We start from the raw sequence: 18,816 nt of genomic DNA, 5'->3' as shown, positions 1-18,816 counted from the left end.
TTATTCCTTGACGACCGGCACACCCGCGCTTTCCGGAATGTCGGTCATGGGCGCGATTTGATGTTCAAGTCGTTTAATTTTACGTTCAGCGCGCGCCAGAGAAACACGAACTTTGAGCCAGAACAGGCCACACACCAGCCAGCCGATGAAGAAACCTGCGGCGAATAACACGGCCAGCAGGCTTGATACGCGGTACTCGCCCTGCGCCAGCAGATAGTTGAAGGTAACCTGCTGATCGTTTTGTGCACCCAATGTGACTGAAATGACAAAAATCGCCAACACCAGTAAGAAAATGAGTAAATATTTCACATGACTTCCCGTTATGTGGTTCAAGCGAATAAAGTATGTTCAACTCACCGCAATCAGCCTTATAAACTACCATTTTAGTGACGGGCGCGAAACGGAAAAAGTGACGCGCCCTTCATGGATTTATGGGCAAAAGGGGTAATATCAAGCTTCAGACCCCGCTTTGCTCCCTTTCGGCGATTTCTTGCTTCTCTTGCGGCGGTGGCGTAAGCGGCCCACAGAAGCGTTGGGCAAGCCAGGTGGCCAACGTCACCAGCAACCACGAGATAAGCGTCGCCACCACCAGATCCCGCGGCCAGTGCATGCCAAGCAGTAATCGACTGCCCATCACACCGGTGGCCCAGACCAGTAAAATCGCAATGGTTACCGTCCGCCGGCGCGGCCACAGCAGCCCAACGCCAAGCAGTGCCCAACTGGCGGCAAACATGGTATGCCCGGAAGGAAACGCAAATCCCGTCTCTTTCTGCCAGTGCTTACGCAAAAATGCGGGGATATCCTGTTGTTCCACCAGCTGCTCTTTCACCAGCGCGGCGCGATCTTTACGCTTTAAAGTGTAGAACTCATCCACCGGAACATGGTGCGTTTTTTCCAGCCACACCACGAAAGGCCGCGGCTCCTGCACACGATCTTTTACCCAGGACTTTACACCCTGCCCAACCAGAATGGCCGCGCCAAGGATCGCAAACAGCATGATTGCCGGACGCAAACGAAAGCGCAGGCACCAGAGAAACCAGCCAAAAATCAGGATGTGGGTGATGATCCCCCACGGCTGCGTAACCGTCTCCGTGACCCAGTACAGGCTTTTCAGCCAGGCGGTATTATGTCCTGGCTCCCACATCCAGCCGGAGATCCACACGGCCACGGGCATGATCAACAGAATGGCCGCACCTGCTGCCGTACGTCTGGCGATTGAAAGCATTTCGTCTCCTTTTTTCGCTAAGCGTCACAATCATAACTGAATTCCATCCGAAAGGTGGATATGTCGGATCGTGCGTTTAACGTTCGTATAGCATGGCGGCCATTAGGCGAACGCGCTGAGCTTGTGGCAAAATAACCTCATACAGAAAGCCAAACAGGCGTAAGGCACGAAACGTGTCAGCCTACTCTGGAGAATCACATGCAGCTTAAACGTGTGGCAGAAGCCAAACTGCCAACCCCATGGGGCGATTTCCTGATGGTGGGATTTGAAGAACTGGCAACCGGACAGGATCACGTCGCCCTGGTGTTTGGAGACATTTCAGGACAGACACCGGTGCTCTCTCGCGTGCATTCCGAGTGTCTGACCGGCGATGCCCTTTTTAGCCTGCGCTGCGACTGCGGCTTCCAGCTGGAAGCGGCCCTGAGCCACATTGCCGAAGAAGGCCGCGGCGTGCTGCTTTATCACCGTCAGGAGGGTCGTAACATCGGCCTGCTGAATAAAATCCGCGCCTACGCGCTGCAGGATCAGGGGTACGATACCGTTGAGGCCAACCATCAGCTCGGCTTTGCCGCTGACGAGCGCGACTTCACCCTCTGCGCGGATATGTTCAAGCTGCTGGGCGTGGACGAAGTGCGTCTGCTGACCAACAACCCGAAAAAAGTCGAAATTCTGACCGAAGCCGGGATCAATATCGTCGAGCGCGTGCCGCTGATCGTCGGCCGCAACCCGAAAAATGCGCACTACCTCGATACCAAAGCGGCCAAAATGGGCCATCTGCTGAGCGAGTAATCCGCGTATGCCCGGCATTTAGCCGGGCATAACCCGTCAGTTCAACATCTTGCGGATCACATAGTGCAGGATGCCGTCGTTCTGGTAATAGGTCAGCTCCGTGGCGGTATCAATGCGACACCGGCAGTCAAGGATTTCCGTTTTACCGTCGCTGCGCGTTAATTTTACCGGCACGGTTTTCCCGGGCTCCAGGTTTTGCAGGCCGCTGATGTCGATTTTCTCTTCTCCGGTCAGGCCCAGCGTTTTGCGGGTCACCCCCTGCGGGAACTCAAGCGGCAGGATCCCCATCCCGATCAGATTCGAACGGTGAATACGTTCAAAGGATTCGGCAATCACCACGCGAACGCCCAGCAGTCGCGGTCCCTTCGCAGCCCAGTCACGACTTGAGCCAGAACCGTATTCTTTCCCGGCAATGACCGCCAGCGGCGTACCTTCCTGCTGATATTTAACGGCAGCATCGTAAATCGACACCACTTCGGTACCCGGCAGATGGCGCGTCATGCCCCCTTCCACGCCGGGCACCATTTCGTTACGAATGCGGATGTTGGCAAATGTACCGCGCATCATCACTTCATGGTTACCACGGCGTGAACCGTAGGAGTTAAAGTCGCGACGCTCGACGCCACGCCCCTGCAGATAACGTCCGGCCGGGCTGTCGGCCTTAATGCTGCCCGCCGGGGAGATATGGTCCGTGGTGACCGAATCGCCCAGCATCGCCAGAATGCGGGCGCCGTGGATGTCCTTAAGCGGATCGGGCTGAGCCTGCATCTCGTCAAAGAACGGTGAAAGACGAATATAGGTAGAGTCATTCTGCCACGCGTAGGTATCCGAGCCGACGACGTTGATCTCCTTCCATTCCGGCGTCCCTTCGAAGACCTCGGCGTACTCTTTCCGGAACATCTCGGTGGAGACCTTTTCCACCGCCCGGGCGATTTCACGCGACGATGGCCAGATGTCTTTGAGATAAACAGGTTCATTCTTGCGATCGTGACCAATCGGGTCGGTCACGAGGTTGATATTCATGTTTCCGGCCAGCGCATAGGCCACGACCAGCGGCGGTGACGCCAGCCAGTTCGTTTTCACCAGCGGATGAATACGCCCCTCAAAGTTTCGGTTACCGGAAAGCACGGCACCAACGGTCAGATCGCCCTGCTTAATCGCCACTTCAATAGGCTCAGGAAGCGGACCGGAGTTGCCGATACAGGTCGTACAACCGTAGCCGACCAGGTTAAATCCAAGCTCATCGAGGTACGGCGTCAGCCTTGCCTGAGCGAGATAATCGGAGACCACCTTCGAGCCGGGCGCCAGAGAGGCTTTTACCCACGGCTGAGGCTTGAGGCCCAGCTCCACCGCTTTTTTCGCCAACAGGCCGGCTGCCATCAGAACGCTGGGGTTTGAGGTATTGGTACAGGAGGTGATCGCGGCGATGACCACGGCACCGTCCGGCAGCGAGTACGGGTGGCCATTCATGACGTAATCCACCGCGTGACGATCTTTTTGCGAAGCATTAACTTCCAGCTCGTTGCTGGCGGCAAAGGCTTTTGGCACGTTGTTCAGCGCGACGCGATCCTGAGGACGTTTTGGTCCGGCGAGGCTGGCCTCAACGGTGCCCATATCCAGCTCTAGCGTACTGGTAAACACGGGTTCATCACCGGGATTGCGCCACATACCCTGCGCTTTGGTGTAGGCCTCTACCAGCGCGACCTGCTCTTCGCTGCGTCCGCTGAGACGCATATACTCCAGCGTCACGCCATCAATTGGGAAAAAGCCGCAGGTTGCGCCATATTCGGGTGCCATATTGGCAATGGTTGCACGATCAGCCAGCGGCAATGAATCCAGCCCGTCACCGTAGAACTCGACGAATTTACCCACCACGCCATGCTTACGCAGCATTTGGGTCACGGTCAGCACCAGGTCAGTAGCCGTAATGCCTTCAGAGAGTTTTCCGGTAAGCTTAAAGCCGACAACATCAGGGATCAGCATAGAGACCGGCTGGCCGAGCATTGCGGCTTCTGCTTCTATGCCGCCCACGCCCCAGCCCAGCACGCCCAGACCGTTAATCATGGTGGTATGGGAATCGGTTCCCACCAGCGTATCCGGGTAGGCCAGCCACTCTTTATCCTGAAGCTCACTCCAGACGGCTTTACCGAGATATTCCAGGTTTACCTGGTGGCAAATACCGGTGCCTGGCGGCACAACGCTAAACCGGCTGAACGCCTGCTGGCCCCATTTCAGGAACACGTAGCGTTCGTGGTTGCGCTCCATCTCAAGACGCACGTTTTCGCCGAAGGCATCATCATCACCGAAGTGGTCAACGGTCACGGAGTGGTCAATAACAAGGTCTACAGGTGACAGCGGGTTAACTTTTGCCGTATCGCCGCCGAGCCGCTTGACGGCTTCGCGCATGGCGGCCAGATCGACCACGGCAGGCACGCCGGTGAAATCCTGCATCAGCACCCTCGCCGGGCGGTAGGCGATTTCTCTGTCAGCATGAGCATGCTTAAGCCACCCCGCCAGCGCCTGTATATCCTCCTCGGTAACAGAATCACCATCCTGCCAGCGTAAGAGGTTTTCCATCAACACTTTCAACGACTTGGGTAACCGCGAAATGTCCCCAAGGGTCCTGGCTGCCAGCGGTAAGCTATAGTAATTCCAGGTTTTATTTTCTGCCTGTAACGTATCCTTACTGGCTTCGCGTAGGGTTAACGACATAAGCTCCTCCTTAATTCCAGAGATGTCCTGACAATCATCAGGGCTGTAATTAAAGATAACACAAAGATGTCGTAACGTTTTGATAACAACCCAAATTGATAAATTTAGGAATGGTCCATCAGGTGCGGAAAATGAAAAACCCCGCCGAAGCGAGGTTTTGGATCAGTTGACGGCCAGCCAGAGGAGCTGGCACCAGAACAGAATCGACACGGAGAAAACGCCGATCCATGACCAGTATTTGAGCGTTGTCATGTTATTCATCATAGGGACACCAGGCTTTATTAATTAAGGTTCCGAGGTTTGCCCTCAGTTCTATATTGCCGATGTGTATTTATTAAAGAGTACAAAAGCGCAGAGACTTTATTCAGTCTATTTGCATTGCTACGCAAAAAGTAAATTATTGTTTTCTGGGTTCGTCTTCTGCGAACACATCAATAAAAGCCTGCTGCTGCGGCGTCAGCCGCCAGGATGCTGGCACACTGGTAGCCGGCGCTTTGCGGCCCTTGTGGCTACTGTCACGATGTTGACACATCTGTTTAACCGTTTCTGTACGTACCGTCACTGCCATATTCAACCCCAATATTTCCAGGCAAGGAGAGCAACGACCAGCCAGAACAGGGCTGAGACCAGAAAGACCGCCAGCCAGGCTTTACGCTTAAGCGCGGGATCCCTTTGCGGTTCTTCACTTCCTGCAGGCATTGCTAACCTCATACAATCGATATCGCTTATCATTTTGAGACCAAACAATTGGTACAATTAATCATCGGTTGAGATAAATCCTAAAGAAACTTTAGCTGAAAAGCCAGTGAATTTACGTATCCAGGCATGGGAAATATTCATTCTTTTGACCAGAAATAAATATTTGAAAGGAATTATTTGCGTAGCGGTAAATTACTTTCTACTTTTGTCGCAATTTCGCGACAGTAAAACCCCACAAGTAAAATGGATTAGGGCTTTATATGGTCGCTAAGTGCAGATGATGATAATTCTGATTTAGTTTTAAGAAGATTAATCGGTATCTTTCCGCCGGGGAAAGATACCGGAAGTGATTATTTGGCAGGGAGCTTAATGTCTTTAAACATCTCTTCAATATCTTCATTGGAGCGTAAGGCTACGGCGGTATCTACCACGTCACGCGTGAGATGCGGGGCAAAGCGCTGAATGAAATCATACATATAGCTGCGCAGGAAGGTGCTACGACGGAAGCCAATTTTAGTCGTGCTGTGGCTGAAGATGTCATGGGCATCAAGACGAACCAGATCCGGGTCAGAAACCGGGTCAACCGCCATGCTGGCAATCACCCCAACGCCCAGCCCTAAACGCACGTAGGTCTTAATGACGTCCGCATCCGTTGCGGTGAAGACAATGCGAGGTGTAAGTCCCGCACGGTTAAACGCCGTATCCAGCTCTGAACGGCCCGTAAAGCCGAAGGTATAGGTCACAAGGGGATACTGGGCCAATTCTTCTATAGTCACCGAGCCTTTCCCCGCAAGCGGGTGATCTGGCGTAACGACAATTGAGCGGTTCCAGTGGTAGCAAGGCAGCATCACCAGATCGTCATACAGGTGAAGCGCTTCTGTCGCAATGGCAAAGTCCGCGTTGCCCTTGGAAACGGCTTCAGCAATCTGCGTCGGGGAACCCTGGTGCATATGCAGGGAAACGCGCGGATAACGCTCGATAAACCCTTTAATGACGCCTGGCAGGGCGTAACGCGCCTGGGTGTGCGTCGTGGCTATATAGAGCGAGCCTTTATCCGGCCAGGTATGTTCTCCGGCGACCGATTTAATGGCGTCGACTTTCGAAAGCACTTCCCGGGCAATGCGAATGATCTCCTGCCCCGCAGGCGTGACCTGCGTCAGGTGTTTACCGCTGCGGGCAAAAATCTGAATACCCAATTCGTCCTCCAGCATACGGACCTGCTTACTGATGCCGGGTTGCGAAGTGTAGAGTCCTTCTGCGGTCGAGGAGACGTTGAGGTTATGATTGACGACCTCAACAATATAGCGAAGCTGCTGTAATTTCATGCCAGACCATCCGATTTAGCGCACGGGTCAATCGCTTAAGACGATTTAATAATAAGAAACGGGTTAACTATAACCACTATATCATTTATAGCCTGACTGTATAGTACGGAACAAAAAATAATAACGAGGTAATAAAAAGGGCCGGAGAACCGGCCCTTAAACAGGAAAGCTACGCGTTACGAAGGTTATTTCTTGCCTTCAACCCATTTTCCGTCAACAAAGAAGGCGGACCAGCCGGTCGCTTTGCCCTCTTTCTCCGCAGCAACGTACTGCTGCTTCGTTTTACGACTGAAACGCACAACGGTTTTGTTGCCTTCGGGATCCTGCTGAGGCGCATCGGCCAGATAACGCAGTTTCTCGGGGAGGCGATCGCGGAAGCGATACAGCTCTTCCACCAGCGGCGCGCGGGTTTCGCGAGATTTCGGGAAGGTGTTGGCCGCGAGGAACACGCCAGCTGCACCATCACGCAGCACGAAGTAAGCATCAGACTTCTCACACGGCAGTTCTGGCAGCGGGACCGGATCTTCCTTCGGCGGCGCCACTTCGCCATTGCGCAGAATTTTACGCGTGTTCTTACACTCGTCGTTGGTGCAGGCCATGTACTTGCCGAAGCGCCCCATCTTCAGGTGCATTTCAGAACCACATTTCTCGCATTCAACGATCGGGCCGTCATAGCCTTTAATACGGAACTCACCCTCTTCGATCTCGTAGCCATCGCAGGTCGGGTTATTACCACAGACGTGCAGCTTACGTTTCGGATCGATCAGGTAGCTGTCCATCGCCGTGCCGCATTTCTGGCAGCGGCGTTTCGCACGCAGGGCGTTGGTCTCTGCATCATCACCTTCCAGCACATTGAGAACTTCGTTCTCCGGTACCAGGTTGATGGTGGTTTTGCAGCGCTCTTTTGGCGACAGCGCATAGCCGGAACAGCCGAGGAAGACGCCCGTTGTGGCGGTACGGATCCCCATTTTGCGCCCACAGGTTGGGCAGTCGATGCTGGTCAACACCATCTGGTTTGGCAGCATGCCGCCCTCTTCAGGATCTTTCTCCGCTTTTTCAAGCTGGTTGGTAAAGTCACTGAAGAAGCTATCAAGCACTTTTTTCCATTCTGCCTGATGGCTGGCAACCTGATCGAGGCTGTCTTCCATCTGCGCGGTGAAATCGTAGTTCATCAACTCGCGGAAGTTAGCTTCCAGACGGTCGGTAACAATTTCACCCATTTTCTCGGCATAGAAACGACGGTTTTCAGCACGAACGTAACCACGATCCTGAATTGTCGAGATGATCGACGCATAGGTCGACGGGCGACCGATACCGCGTTTTTCAAGCTCTTTCACCAGCGAGGCTTCGCTGAAACGTGCCGGTGGCTTGGTGAAGTGCTGAGCCGGAACCAGATCCACCAGCGACAGCTCATCACCCTTATTCACCGCAGGCAGCGTTTTGTCTTCGTCGCCTTTACGCAACGCAGGCATCACCTTAGTCCAGCCGTCGAAGCGCAGAATACGCCCACGTGCTTTGAGACGGAAATCACCTGCGCCGACCGTCAGGGTTGTGGAATCATACTTCGCAGGCTTCATCTGGCAGGCCACAAACTGGCGCCAGATCAGCTGATACAGTTTTTGTGCATCCGCTTCCATGTCTTTCAGCGACTCGGCTAATACAGAGACATCGGAAGGACGAATCGCTTCGTGCGCTTCCTGCGAGTTCTCTTTGCTGGTGTACTGATTGGCATTTTCCGGCAGATATTTCTTGCCGAAATTGTCGCTGATATAACCGCGAACCATGTTTACCGCGTCCTGGCTCAGGTTGGTTGAGTCAGTACGCATATAAGTGATATAGCCCGCTTCATACAAGCGCTGCGCCATCATCATGGTTTTTTTCACGCCGTAACCCAGACGCGTGCTTGCCGCCTGTTGCAGCGTGGAGGTAATAAACGGTGCGCCAGGCTTGCTGCTGGTCGGTTTGTCTTCGCGATCCAGTACCTGATAACGCGCCTTCTCCAGCAGCGCCACCGCCGCCATGGTCTGGTCACGGTTAACGGGACGGAACGGCTTGTCGTTCTGGTGGCTCACCTGCAATGGCAGCGCATCGCCGCCTGGCGTGGTGACATTGGCATCGACTTCCCAGAACTCTTCCGGTACGAACGCTTTGATTTCACGCTCACGCTCAACCACGAGACGGACCGCAACCGACTGCACTCGACCGGCAGACAGGCCGCGGGCAATTTTTTTCCACAGCAGTGGCGAGACCATATAGCCCACTACGCGGTCCATAAAGCGGCGCGCCTGCTGAGCGTTTACACGGTCGATATTCAGTTCACCCGGTTTTTCAAATGCCTGGCGAATCGCATTCTTGGTAATTTCGTTAAACACTACACGGCTGTAGCGTTTGTCGTCCCCCCCGATCACTTCCCGCAGGTGCCATGCAATGGCCTCCCCTTCGCGGTCAAGGTCGGTTGCGAGATAGATGTGGTCTGCTTTTTCAGCAAGCTGCTTCAGCTCGTTAACGACTTTTTCTTTGCCGGGCAGCACTTCATATTGTGCATCCCAGTTATGCCACGGGTTAACACCCATGCGGTTGACAAGCGCGCTACGTTCATCCTTTTTAGGCTTTTTAGCCCCTTTGGTGGAGGTAGAGTCTGCGCTCTTTTTGCTGGCTGAGCCACTGGTCGGCAAATCGCGGATATGACCAACGCTGGACTTAACCACGTAGTCGTTACCCAGATACTTATTGATCGTTTTGGCTTTTGCCGGGGACTCAACGATGACGAGAGCTTTACCCATATTCACCTTTACCTAATTTAATTCTTCCAGGAATACGCCGCACGTTGATATCCCTTCCGCTGACGACGAGCCAATGATATTGCGACTGCGCCAGGGGATATCAACCCCTTAGTCTTACCGAACGTCAGAAAGGCGACATCCAGGCCATTGAGTTTTCGGGTATTTTTCTCACATCAAGGACAATTCGTGACGAATTCCCGGTTGAATGTCAAGCAATTCTGTTGCCAGAATGACGAAAGCGCACACTGTACCTGATAAAATTCGTTACGCAACTTTATTAGCATGCAATAACAGATTGCGCCAGCCGGGGCCGGTGTGCTTACCCCCTCAGATAACAGGGAAAATTTGCCCCTGACGCCCCCTCGGCGTAAACTACTGCCACTGTTTTAAGGAGTAGAATATGCAGAATACGACCCAACCTATCGACCGAGCCTCTCTGCTTATCGAAGCAAACCGGCTTATTCGCGAACATGAAGATACTCTGGCGGGCATTGAAGCGACGGGCGTGGAGCAACGGAACGGCGTGTTAGTCTTTAGCGGCGAATACTTCCTTGATGAACAGGGGTTACCTACGCCGAAGAGCACAGCGGTATTTAACATGTTTAAATACCTGGCGCACACGCTCTCAGAGCGCTATCACCTGGTCGACTAAAGTAAAACGCGAGGCAAAGGCCTCGCGTTTTTGTTTACAGCAGCGGTTTCTGTCCGCGCTGCAGCCAGCGTAACAGCAGGCGATCGGCGCTTTCCGCTGCGCTGTTGGTGAAGCGGTCAAGCAGACGCTTACGCTGGGTAAAGCGCACGCCCACCAGCTCGTGCTCCTCCATCAGGTTCAGCAGCAGGTCGTCGCTGGTCCCCACGTCATCCACCAGCCCCTTCTCCTGTGCCTGAATGCCGTACCAGTGCTCGCCCGTCGCGACGCTATCAATATCAAGCGTTGGACGCATGCGGTGCACAAAGTCTTTAAACAGGTGGTGCGTTTCGTTGAGATCTTCGCGGAATTTCTGACGCCCTTCTTCCGTGTTTTCACCCAACAGCGTCAGGGTACGCTTGTACTGGCCTGCGGTATGCAACTCAATGTCGATCTCTTTGTTTTTCAGGAAGCGGTTAAAGTTAGGAATTTGCGCCACGACGCCGATGGACCCAATGATGGAGAACGGCGCAGCAACAATTTTATCCGCCACGCAGGCCATCATATAGCCCCCGCTCGCCGCAACCTTGTCGACGGCCACAGTCAGCGGGATCTGTTTTTCGCGCAGACGCTGTAGCTGGGAGGCCGCCAGACCATAGCCATGAACCACACCACCAGGGCTCTCCAGACGAACGACTACCTGATCCTGCGGTTTCGCGACGGCCAGAACGGCTGTTACCTCTTCGCGCAGGGAAGAGACTTCATGGGCATCCATACTGCCTTTAAAATCCAGCACGTAAACCCGCGGTTTGCCTGCATCCTGAGGGAGATTCGATTTTGCTTTGGCTTTTGCCGCTTTTGCCTCCTGCTTGTGCTTTTTCTTCTGCGCCTTGTGCCACAACTTCTGTTGATGGCTATCGAGCAGGGACAGCGACATGTCTTCCTGCATCTCTTTATATTGCTCACTCAGGCGGGTAATGCGTAACTCACCACGCTGACGCTTGCGCTGCGTCAGGTTGACAATCAAAACGGCTATCACCGCAATAGCAATCACCACCGTTGCGATTTTTGCCAAAAACAGCCCATATTGAGAAAGTAATTCCACGCGTTCCACCTTGATTTGACCACGATTCTTCCACGCCAGTGTACATCAGCGCGGCGCGGGCGTCTCGCCTGTGACAAGACCTCTGCGAGTCGCCTTCAGGAATTCCCGCGTTTCTCTTTAAATAGTTGCAAATTGTTAATTTCTCAGCATTCTGTCCTGTAGACTGATTGAATTCTCATGCTATTTCGGGCATAAAGCCGAAAAGTCATATAAAGAAGGCGCGTTTAACGCTCTGTGCGCCCGAGGAGTCACCGTGCACTATCAACCGCAAAAAAATCTGCTGCAGAACCGAATTATTCTTGTCACCGGTGCCAGCGACGGGATCGGCCGCGAGGCTGCACTCACCTATTCAGAATACGGCGCAAGCGTCATCCTCGTGGGCCGTAACGAGGAGAAACTCAAAGCCGTGGCGCAGGAAATTGAACGTGCTGGCGGCACGTCCACGCCCTGGTATACCCTCGATCTGCTGACCTGTACGCCGGCAACGTGTAAGGAACTTGCCCAGCGTATTTCCGCCCATTACCCGCGCCTGGACGGCGTATTGCACAACGCGGGGCTGCTGGGTGAAGTCCGTCCGATGGACGAGCAGGACCCCGACATCTGGCAGCAGGTGATGCAGGTCAACGTCAACGGCACCTTCTTCCTGACTCAGGCACTGCTTCCTTTATTACTGAATTCGGATTCTGGCTCGCTGGTCTTTACCTCCTCCAGTGTGGGCCGTGAAGGGCGGGCAAACTGGGGTGCCTATGCGGCGTCGAAATTCGCGACCGAAGGTATGATGCAGGTGCTGGCTGAGGAGTATCAAAACCGCCATCTGCGCGTAAACTGTATTAACCCTGGCGGTACGCGTACCAAAATGCGCGCCAGCGCCTTCCCGACGGAAGATCCGCACAAGCTCAAAACCCCGGCGGATATCATGCCGCTGTACCTTTGGCTGATGGGCGACGACAGCCGTCGTAAAACGGGCATGACCTTTGATGCCCAGCCGGGCCGTAAACCGGGAATTTCACAATGAGTGACGAACGTCATCAGCAGCGCCAGCAGCGTCTTAAAGACCAGGTCGACGCCCGGGTGGCAGCGGCCCAGGAAGAGCGCGGTATCATTATTGTGTTTACCGGCAACGGCAAAGGTAAAACCACCGCCGCCTTTGGCACCGTCACCCGTGCCGTCGGGCACGGGCATAAAGTGGGTGTCATTCAGTTTATTAAAGGCGAATGGCCCAATGGCGAGCGTAATTTACTGGAGCCTCACGGCGTGGAGTTTCAGGTTATGGCAACCGGCTTCACCTGGGATACCCAAAACCGGGAAACGGACACCGCTGCCTGCCTCGCCGTCTGGGAGCATGCAAAAAGGATGCTGGCTGACCCGACACTGAACATGGTGGTACTGGATGAGATAACCTATATGGTGGCTTATGACTATCTTTCGCTGGAAAGCGTACTGGACGCATTAAAGAATCGTCCTGCGCACCAGACGGTGATCGTCACGGGGCGTGGCTGTCATCGGGATATTCTGGACCTGGCGGATACGGTCAGCGAGTTGCGGCCGGTTAAACATGCCTTTGATGCCGGTATCAAAGCGCAAATTGGCATTGATTACTAAGAAATAAGCCCGGTTGCGTTAACCGGGCTTTTCGTTTTAACCGTTGTTGTTACGGCTGCCAGAGCGGCGATTGCTGCTCACCTGGCTGTGACGCTTCACCGCACGACGGATCTGGTTCGCCTTCATGCGACGGCGATCTTTCTCCACGGCCACTTTAGAGGAGGTTTCCGGGGTGAGTTCAACCAGTTCACGCAGGTAGTTGGTTTGCGCCAGGTCCAGCTCGGTATACCCGCCGCGCGGCAGGCCTTTCGGCAGCAGGATATCGCCGTAGCGTACGCGGATCAGACGGCTAACCTGCACGCCCACCGCTTCCCACAAACGACGAACCTCGCGGTTACGGCCTTCGGTCAGGGTAACGTTATACCACTGGTTGATCCCTTCGCCACCGGTAAACTTGATGGTTTTGAACGCCGCAGGACCGTCTTCGAGCTGTACGCCACGCGACAGATCGCGCAGTTTGTTCTCATCTACCTGGCCGAAAACGCGCACGGCGTATTCACGTTCCACTTCACGACTTGGGTGCATCAGACGGTTTGCCAGCTCACCATCGGTGGTGAACAGCAGCAGACCGCAGGTGTTCACGTCCAGACGCCCTACGGCAATCCAGCGAGCGCCACGCAGTTTAGGCAAACGGTCGAAGACCGTTGGTCGCCCTTCCGGGTCATTACGAGTACACAGCTCGCCCTCTGGCTTGTAGTAAGCCAGCACGCGACAAATTTGTTCAGCGGACTCTTTAACCGAGATAAGATGACCGTCAATACGGATCTTTAACCCCGGCACGATTTCAACGCGGTCACCCAGCGTGGCGATTTTACCGTCCACACTCACGCGGCCCGCTTCAATAATGGCTTCAATTTCACGGCGTGAGCCGTGGCCGGCGCGCGCCAGCACTTTCTGTAACTTCTCGCTCATTGAGCTTCCTCAGGTGTCGCCTTCACAGGCGTCGAATCAGGTCAAAACGGAGCTGCGCCCAATTTTGATGGCCGCGTAGTATAGCTGCTTACACCTTCACAAGAAAGGTTTAACGTCACCCACGCCCTCACGAATCACTTCCGGCGCATCTTCGGTAAGATCTATCACCGTTGTCGGCTGCTGGCCGAGGTAGCCGCCATGAATGATCAGCTCCACCACCTTCTCCAGGCGATCTTTGATCTCTTCCGGATCGGACTCGGTAAATTCGCTGCCGGGCAGCATCAGCGACGTTGAGAGCATTGGCTCGCCCAGGGTTTCCAGCAGCGCCTGCGCAATCGGGTTAGAGGGTACGCGCATCCCGATGGTTTTGCGTTTTTCCTGCAACAGACGGCGCGGCACCTCTTTTGTCCCTTTCAGGATGAAAGTGTAATTGCCGGGCGTGTTGTTCTTGATTAGGCGAAACGCCACGTTGTCGACGTAGGCATAGGTCGACAGTTCAGACAGATCCCGACACATCAGGGTAAAGTTATGCCCGTCCGGGAGCTGGCGAATGCGGCAGATGCGTTCCATTGCGCCTTTGTCTTCAATTTTGCAGCCCAGCGCGTAGCCCGAATCGGTCGGGTAGACGATCACGCCGCCCTTACGAACAATCTCCACGGCCTGATTAATCAGACGCGCCTGCGGGTTATCCGGATGAATATAGAAAAACTGACTCATACTTCCCTCTCTTCAATATGCTGTGGCTGTTCCCAGAGCGTCCAGACAGGCTCCACGCCTGCAGGAAGCCAGAGCTTACGCCCCAGTTCAATCCACGCGCAGGGTTGATGAAAATCAGAGCCCTGTGAGCCAAGAAGGCCAAACTGTTGTGCATAGGTCGCGAGCTGGGATCGCTCATTGGGCGCCTGCTGGCACTGGGCAACTTCCATCGCCTCACCGCCGCTTTCGGCAAAGTGTGCCAGCAGTCTTTTCAGCCATTTAGCAGAAAGATTATACCGCCCGGGATGGGCCAGCACCGCCTTACCGCCAGAATGATGAATGACATCAATAGCTTGTTTTATTGTACACCACTGTGGCGGAACGTATCCTGTTTTCCCACGCGCCAGATATTTTTTAAAGACGTCGGCCATCGTCGTGGCCTTGCCCGCCTCAACCAGAAAACGGGCAAAATGACCTCGCGTCACCGCCCCGCCCTTCGCCAGTTTTTGCGCGCCTTCCAGCGCCCCGGGAATATGTGCCTTTTCCAGCCGCTCGCCAATCATCTCGGCACGCTGGTTGCGGCGGACTTTTTGTTCTTGCAAAAACGCGCGCATTGCCGGATGGTCTATATCAATGTTCAGGCCAACGATATGAATTTCATGGTTTTCCCAGAGGGTCGAAATTTCGACGCCGGCAATCAGGTTGAGCGCTAATCCGCTGCGGGCAATTTCGGCGCGCGCCGCCGGGATCGCATCGGTGGTATCGTGATCGGTTATCGCCAGGGTGCCGACCCGCATTTCTGCGGCGCGATGGACCAACGCCTCGGGCGTCAGCAGGCCATCAGAGGCCTGAGTATGACTGTGTAAATCGTAAATTATGGCGTATGTGGTATCGCTCAAAGCACTTCCCGTTACAGGTTGGAAACCTTCTAAAACCCTATGATAACGGCCTTGCGTGAAATTATGAAATCAAGGGTTGACAATACGCCATCGAACTAGTTAACTAGTACGCAAGTTCACACGAGAAAGGTATCTGAAAATGACAGCACATTTCGCTTTGCACGGTTGGTGGCGCGCTTCCTGATTATCGGGCGGTGTCACGCGTCTGCGACAAGCAAACAGATACCCGGCCCGCTCCCAAGCGGGCTTTTTTTTGAACAAAATATGATGAGAACACAACCATGCAAACAGCCAAACCCAACCTCGAACTGCTGACCTGCGAGGCGGCCTATCGCCATAATCCGACCGCGCTGTTTCACCAGGTGTGCGGCGCGCGCCCGGCCACCCTGCTGCTGGAATCGGCGGATATCGACAGCAAAGACGATCTGAAAAGCCTGCTGCTGGTCGACAGCGCGCTGCGCATTACTGCATTAGGTGACGTCGTCACTATTAAGGCCTTATCAGAAAATGGCGCGTCTCTGCTGCCCCTGCTGGACGCGGCTCTGCCGTCAGGCATCGACAACGAACGCCATCCGGATATGCGCATTCTGCGCTTCCCGCCGGTCAGCCAGCTGCTGGACGAAGATGCTCGCCTTTGCTCCCTGTCCGTATTTGATGCTTTCCGCCTGCTGCAGAATCTGGTTTCGGTGCCGGAAGACGAGCGTGAAGCCATGTTCTTCGGCGGACTGTTTGCCTACGATCTGGTCGCCGGTTTCGAAACGCTGCCGGAAACCGAGCAAGGCAACCGTTGCCCGGACTACTGCTTCTATCTGGCCGAAACCTTGCTGGTGATCGACCATCAGAAAAAATACACCCGTATACAGGCCAGCCTGTTTACGCCTTCTGCCGCGGAGAAAAACCGCCTTGAGCACCGCATCGCTCAGTTGCAACAGCAGATGACACAAGAGCCACCTGCACTGCCGGTGCAGCGCGTGGAAAAAATGGCCTGTGACGTAAACCAGACCGACGATCAATACGGTGCGGTGGTTCGTCAGATGCAGAAAGCGATCCGCGCCGGGGAAATTTTCCAGGTGGTGCCGTCTCGCCGTTTCTCACTGCCCTGCCCGTCGCCGCTGGCGGCCTATGACGTGCTGAAAAAAAGCAACCCAAGTCCGTACATGTTCTTTATGCAGGACAACGATTTCACGCTGTTCGGCGCGTCGCCGGAAAGCTCCCTGAAGTACGATGCCACCAGCCGCCAGATTGAGATCTACCCGATTGCCGGCACGCGCCCGCGTGGACGCCGTGCTGATGGCACGCTCGATCGCGATCTCGACAGCCGTATCGAGCTGGAGATGCGCACCGATCACAAAGAGCTGTCCGAGCACCTGATGCTCGTAGACCTGGCGCGCAACGATCTGGCACGTATCTGCACCCCCGGCAGCCGCTACGTGGCAGACCTGACCAAAGTTGACCGCTACTCGTTTGTGATGCACCTCGTCTCCCGCGTGGTTGGCGAACTGCGTAGCGACCTCGACGTGCTGCACGCCTATCGCGCCTGCATGAACATGGGCACCCTGAGCGGCGCGCCGAAAGTCCGTGCGATGCAGTTGATCGCCGAAGCCGAAGGCCGTCGACGCGGCAGCTACGGCGGCGCGGTGGGGTATTTCACCGCGCACGGTGACCTGGACACCTGCATCGTGATCCGCTCCGCGTATGTCGAGGACGGGATCGCCACCGTTCAGGCGGGCGCAGGGATTGTTCTTGATTCTGTTCCGCAGTCTGAGGCTGACGAAACGCGCAGTAAGGCCCGCGCGGTACTGCGCGCCATTGCGACCGCCCATCATGCACAGGAGATTTTCTGATGGCTGACATTCTGCTGCTCGATAATATCGACTCCTTTACCTACAACCTGGCAGATCAGCTGCGTGCAAACGGTCATAACGTCGTTATCTACCGTAACCATGTTCCGGCGCAAACGCTGATTGACCGTCTGGGTACCATGCAAAACCCGGTGCTGATGCTCTCTCCGGGGCCCGGCGCACCGAGCGAAGCGGGCTGCATGCCTGAACTGCTGACCCGGATGCGCGGCAAGCTGCCGATCGTCGGCATCTGCCTGGGTCATCAGGCGATTGTGGAAGCGTACGGCGGTTACGTCGGCCAGGCGGGTGAAATTCTGCACGGTAAAGCATCCAGCATTGAACACGACGGCCAGGCCATGTTTGCCGGTCTGCCAAATCCGCTGCCGGTGGCGCGCTATCACTCGCTGGTCGGCAGCAATATCCCGGCCGGTTTGACCATCAACGCCTCGTTTGAAGGTATGGTGATGGCCGTGCGTCACGATGCGGACCGCGTATGCGGACTGCAGTTCCACCCGGAATCGATTTTGACCTCTAACGGCGCGCGCCTGCTTGAGCAAACGCTGAACTGGGCGCTGCAGAAGCTGGAGCAGACCAACACGCTGCAGCCGATCCTTGAGAAACTGTACCAGGCGCAAACCCTGAGCCAGCAGGAGAGCCACCAGCTCTTCTCCGCGGTGGTGCGTGGCGAGCTGAAACCTGAGCAACTGGCGGCCGCGCTGGTCAGCATGAAGGTGCGCGGCGAAAGCCCGCAGGAGATTGCCGGTGCGGCAACGGCCCTGCTGGAAAACGCCGCCCCGTTCCCGCGGCCCGACTATCAGTTTGCCGATATCGTCGGTACCGGCGGTGACGGCAGCAACAGCATTAATATATCCACCGCCAGCGCCTTCGTGGCGGCTGCCTGTGGTTTGAAAGTGGCAAAACATGGCAACCGCAGCGTGTCCAGCCGATCCGGTTCATCCGACCTGCTGGCGGCATTTGGGATTAACCTCGACATGCAGGCCGAACGCTCGCGAGAAGCGCTGGACGATCTCGGCGTTTGCTTCCTGTTCGCGCCGAAATATCACACCGGTTTCCGCCACGCGATGCCGGTTCGTCAGCAGCTCAAAACGCGCACGCTGTTTAACGTTTTAGGCCCGTTGATCAACCCGGCCCATCCACCGCTGGCGCTGATTGGCGTCTACAGCCCTGAGCTGGTATTGCCGATTGCCGAGACGCTGCGCGTGCTGGGTTATCAGCGTGCCGCTGTCGTTCATAGCGGTGGTATGGATGAGGTTTCGTTACACGCCCCTACGCTGGTCGCTGAACTGCGCAACGGTGAAATTCTGAGCTATCAGCTCGACGCGGCTGACTTCGGTTTAACGCCGTACCATCAGGAGGCGCTTGCAGGCGGCACGCCGGAAGAAAACCGTGACATTCTCACGCGCTTATTACAAGGTAAAGGTGAAGTCGCTCATGAGGCCGCCGTTGCTGCCAACGTCGCCATGCTGATGCGTTTGCACGGTGAGGAAGATCTGAAGGCCAACGCGCAAAAAGTTCTGGACGTACTGCGCTCCGGTGCAGCTTACGATCGCGTTACCGCACTTGCGGCAAGAGGGTAAAG

Annotated in this window: 18 protein-coding genes and 1 other annotated feature; of the genes, 7 read left to right on the top strand and 11 right to left on the bottom strand. The window is 55.2% G+C overall.

All coding sequences use genetic code 11. The features are described from left to right. Both I6L58_RS00545 and pgpB read right to left on the bottom strand, forming a co-directional pair. A complete protein-coding gene (locus tag I6L58_RS00545) occupies positions 1 to 309 on the bottom strand; it encodes a LapA family protein (protein ID WP_006175670.1) in 309 nt (102 codons plus the stop codon). A 148-nt stretch (positions 310 to 457) separates the two neighbouring features. Next, entirely contained in the window at positions 458 to 1,225 is a 768-nt protein-coding gene (gene pgpB, locus I6L58_RS00540; RefSeq protein ID WP_058608672.1) for a phosphatidylglycerophosphatase B, read from the bottom strand. A gap of 198 nt (positions 1,226 to 1,423) precedes the next feature. Here pgpB and ribA point away from each other — a divergent pair, with 198 nt between their 5' ends. After that, entirely contained in the window at positions 1,424 to 2,014 is a 591-nt protein-coding gene (ribA, locus tag I6L58_RS00535) for a GTP cyclohydrolase II (protein WP_003856813.1), read from the top strand. Positions 2,015 to 2,050: 36 nt separating this feature from the next. Here the strand turns inward: ribA and acnA are convergent, their stop codons facing one another. From acnA to topA, 5 genes are all read right to left on the bottom strand, one after another. Further along, positions 2,051 to 4,726 carry an aconitate hydratase AcnA gene (acnA, locus tag I6L58_RS00530; RefSeq protein ID WP_006175676.1) on the bottom strand — a complete coding sequence of 892 codons (2,676 nt, stop codon included), beginning with the start codon at positions 4,724 to 4,726 and terminating at the stop codon, positions 2,051 to 2,053. A gap of 162 nt (positions 4,727 to 4,888) precedes the next feature. Beyond that, a complete protein-coding gene (ymiC, locus tag I6L58_RS22835; RefSeq protein WP_042320567.1) occupies positions 4,889 to 4,987 on the bottom strand; it encodes a small membrane protein YmiC in 99 nt (32 codons plus the stop codon). 309 nt (positions 4,988 to 5,296) lie between these two features. Beyond that, positions 5,297 to 5,437, bottom strand: coding sequence for a YmiA family putative membrane protein (locus I6L58_RS00525; RefSeq protein ID WP_216647795.1), 141 nt, complete (start codon positions 5,435 to 5,437; stop codon positions 5,297 to 5,299). A 338-nt stretch (positions 5,438 to 5,775) separates the two neighbouring features. Next, a complete protein-coding gene (cysB, locus tag I6L58_RS00520; RefSeq protein ID WP_006175683.1) occupies positions 5,776 to 6,750 on the bottom strand; it encodes an HTH-type transcriptional regulator CysB in 975 nt (324 codons plus the stop codon). A gap of 185 nt (positions 6,751 to 6,935) precedes the next feature. Next, entirely contained in the window at positions 6,936 to 9,533 is a 2,598-nt protein-coding gene (gene topA, locus I6L58_RS00515) for a type I DNA topoisomerase (protein ID WP_088208366.1), read from the bottom strand. A 400-nt stretch (positions 9,534 to 9,933) separates the two neighbouring features. Between topA and I6L58_RS00510 the strand changes: the two genes are divergently transcribed. Then, complete coding sequence (locus I6L58_RS00510; RefSeq protein WP_006175686.1) at positions 9,934 to 10,185, top strand: YciN family protein; 252 nt, start codon at positions 9,934 to 9,936, stop codon at positions 10,183 to 10,185. Positions 10,186 to 10,219: 34 nt separating this feature from the next. On the opposite strand, the gene sohB is transcribed toward I6L58_RS00510, so the two are convergent. Further along, positions 10,220 to 11,266 carry a protease SohB gene (gene sohB, locus I6L58_RS00505; RefSeq protein ID WP_088208365.1) on the bottom strand — a complete coding sequence of 349 codons (1,047 nt, stop codon included), beginning with the start codon at positions 11,264 to 11,266 and terminating at the stop codon, positions 10,220 to 10,222. Positions 11,267 to 11,519: 253 nt separating this feature from the next. Here sohB and I6L58_RS00500 point away from each other — a divergent pair, with 253 nt between their 5' ends. Together I6L58_RS00500 and cobO are read left to right on the top strand one after the other, a co-directional pair. Beyond that, positions 11,520 to 12,281 carry a YciK family oxidoreductase gene (locus tag I6L58_RS00500; RefSeq protein ID WP_058608667.1) on the top strand — a complete coding sequence of 254 codons (762 nt, stop codon included), beginning with the start codon at positions 11,520 to 11,522 and terminating at the stop codon, positions 12,279 to 12,281. Further along, entirely contained in the window at positions 12,278 to 12,868 is a 591-nt protein-coding gene (gene cobO / locus I6L58_RS00495; protein ID WP_058608666.1) for a cob(I)yrinic acid a,c-diamide adenosyltransferase, read from the top strand. Before I6L58_RS00500 ends, cobO begins: the two co-directional genes overlap by 4 nt. A gap of 36 nt (positions 12,869 to 12,904) precedes the next feature. On the opposite strand, the gene rluB is transcribed toward cobO, so the two are convergent. The 3 genes from rluB to rnm form a co-directional block, all read right to left on the bottom strand. Beyond that, on the bottom strand, positions 12,905 to 13,780 hold the full coding sequence (gene rluB / locus I6L58_RS00490) for a 23S rRNA pseudouridine(2605) synthase RluB (protein WP_006175690.1): 876 nt from the start codon (positions 13,778 to 13,780) through the stop codon (positions 12,905 to 12,907). Positions 13,781 to 13,876: 96 nt separating this feature from the next. Beyond that, the gene (locus I6L58_RS00485) at positions 13,877 to 14,497 is read right to left on the bottom strand and encodes an L-threonylcarbamoyladenylate synthase (RefSeq protein WP_006175691.1); all 621 of its coding nucleotides are present in this window, start codon (positions 14,495 to 14,497) and stop codon (positions 13,877 to 13,879) included. Beyond that, complete coding sequence (gene rnm / locus I6L58_RS00480) at positions 14,494 to 15,375, bottom strand: RNase RNM (protein WP_006175692.1); 882 nt, start codon at positions 15,373 to 15,375, stop codon at positions 14,494 to 14,496. Before rnm ends, I6L58_RS00485 begins: the two co-directional genes overlap by 4 nt. Positions 15,376 to 15,514: 139 nt before the next feature. Here rnm and trpL point away from each other — a divergent pair, with 139 nt between their 5' ends. The 3 genes from trpL to trpD all read left to right on the top strand — a co-directional run bounded on the left by trpL (position 15,515) and on the right by trpD (position 18,814). Continuing rightward, entirely contained in the window at positions 15,515 to 15,559 is a 45-nt protein-coding gene (gene trpL, locus I6L58_RS23025) for a trp operon leader peptide (protein WP_127463542.1), read from the top strand. After that, positions 15,536 to 15,630: a sequence feature (Trp leader region), on the top strand. Its footprint overlaps the gene before it by 24 nt. Positions 15,631 to 15,656: 26 nt before the next feature. Further along, the gene (locus I6L58_RS00470; protein WP_088208364.1) at positions 15,657 to 17,219 is read left to right on the top strand and encodes an anthranilate synthase component 1; all 1,563 of its coding nucleotides are present in this window, start codon (positions 15,657 to 15,659) and stop codon (positions 17,217 to 17,219) included. Beyond that, positions 17,219 to 18,814 (top strand): bifunctional anthranilate synthase glutamate amidotransferase component TrpG/anthranilate phosphoribosyltransferase TrpD, encoded by a 1,596-nt coding sequence (gene trpD / locus I6L58_RS00465; RefSeq protein WP_006175694.1) that lies wholly within the window; start codon positions 17,219 to 17,221, stop codon positions 18,812 to 18,814. Before I6L58_RS00470 ends, trpD begins: the two co-directional genes overlap by 1 nt. Positions 18,815 to 18,816: the final 2 nt, after the last annotated feature.

Source organism: Enterobacter cancerogenus (assembly GCF_019047785.1).
GTDB classification, from domain to species: domain Bacteria; phylum Pseudomonadota; class Gammaproteobacteria; order Enterobacterales; family Enterobacteriaceae; genus Enterobacter; species Enterobacter cancerogenus.
This window is presented reverse-complemented; position numbering and strand designations above follow the sequence as displayed.

Coding starts and splice junctions, on each gene's coding strand:
- pgpB (WP_058608672.1), bottom strand. CDS start 1,225: ATGCTTTCAATCGCCAGACGTACGGCAGCAGGTGCGGCCATTCTGTTG.
- ribA (WP_003856813.1), top strand. CDS start 1,424: ATGCAGCTTAAACGTGTGGCAGAAGCCAAACTGCCAACCCCATGGGGC.
- acnA (WP_006175676.1), bottom strand. CDS start 4,726: ATGTCGTTAACCCTACGCGAAGCCAGTAAGGATACGTTACAGGCAGAA.
- ymiC (WP_042320567.1), bottom strand. CDS start 4,987: ATGAATAACATGACAACGCTCAAATACTGGTCATGGATCGGCGTTTTC.
- I6L58_RS00525 (WP_216647795.1), bottom strand. CDS start 5,437: ATGAGGTTAGCAATGCCTGCAGGAAGTGAAGAACCGCAAAGGGATCCC.
- cysB (WP_006175683.1), bottom strand. CDS start 6,750: ATGAAATTACAGCAGCTTCGCTATATTGTTGAGGTCGTCAATCATAAC.
- topA (WP_088208366.1), bottom strand. CDS start 9,533: ATGGGTAAAGCTCTCGTCATCGTTGAGTCCCCGGCAAAAGCCAAAACG.
- I6L58_RS00510 (WP_006175686.1), top strand. CDS start 9,934: ATGCAGAATACGACCCAACCTATCGACCGAGCCTCTCTGCTTATCGAA.
- cobO (WP_058608666.1), top strand. CDS start 12,278: ATGAGTGACGAACGTCATCAGCAGCGCCAGCAGCGTCTTAAAGACCAG.
- rluB (WP_006175690.1), bottom strand. CDS start 13,780: ATGAGCGAGAAGTTACAGAAAGTGCTGGCGCGCGCCGGCCACGGCTCA.
- I6L58_RS00485 (WP_006175691.1), bottom strand. CDS start 14,497: ATGAGTCAGTTTTTCTATATTCATCCGGATAACCCGCAGGCGCGTCTG.
- I6L58_RS00470 (WP_088208364.1), top strand. CDS start 15,657: ATGCAAACAGCCAAACCCAACCTCGAACTGCTGACCTGCGAGGCGGCC.
- trpD (WP_006175694.1), top strand. CDS start 17,219: ATGGCTGACATTCTGCTGCTCGATAATATCGACTCCTTTACCTACAAC.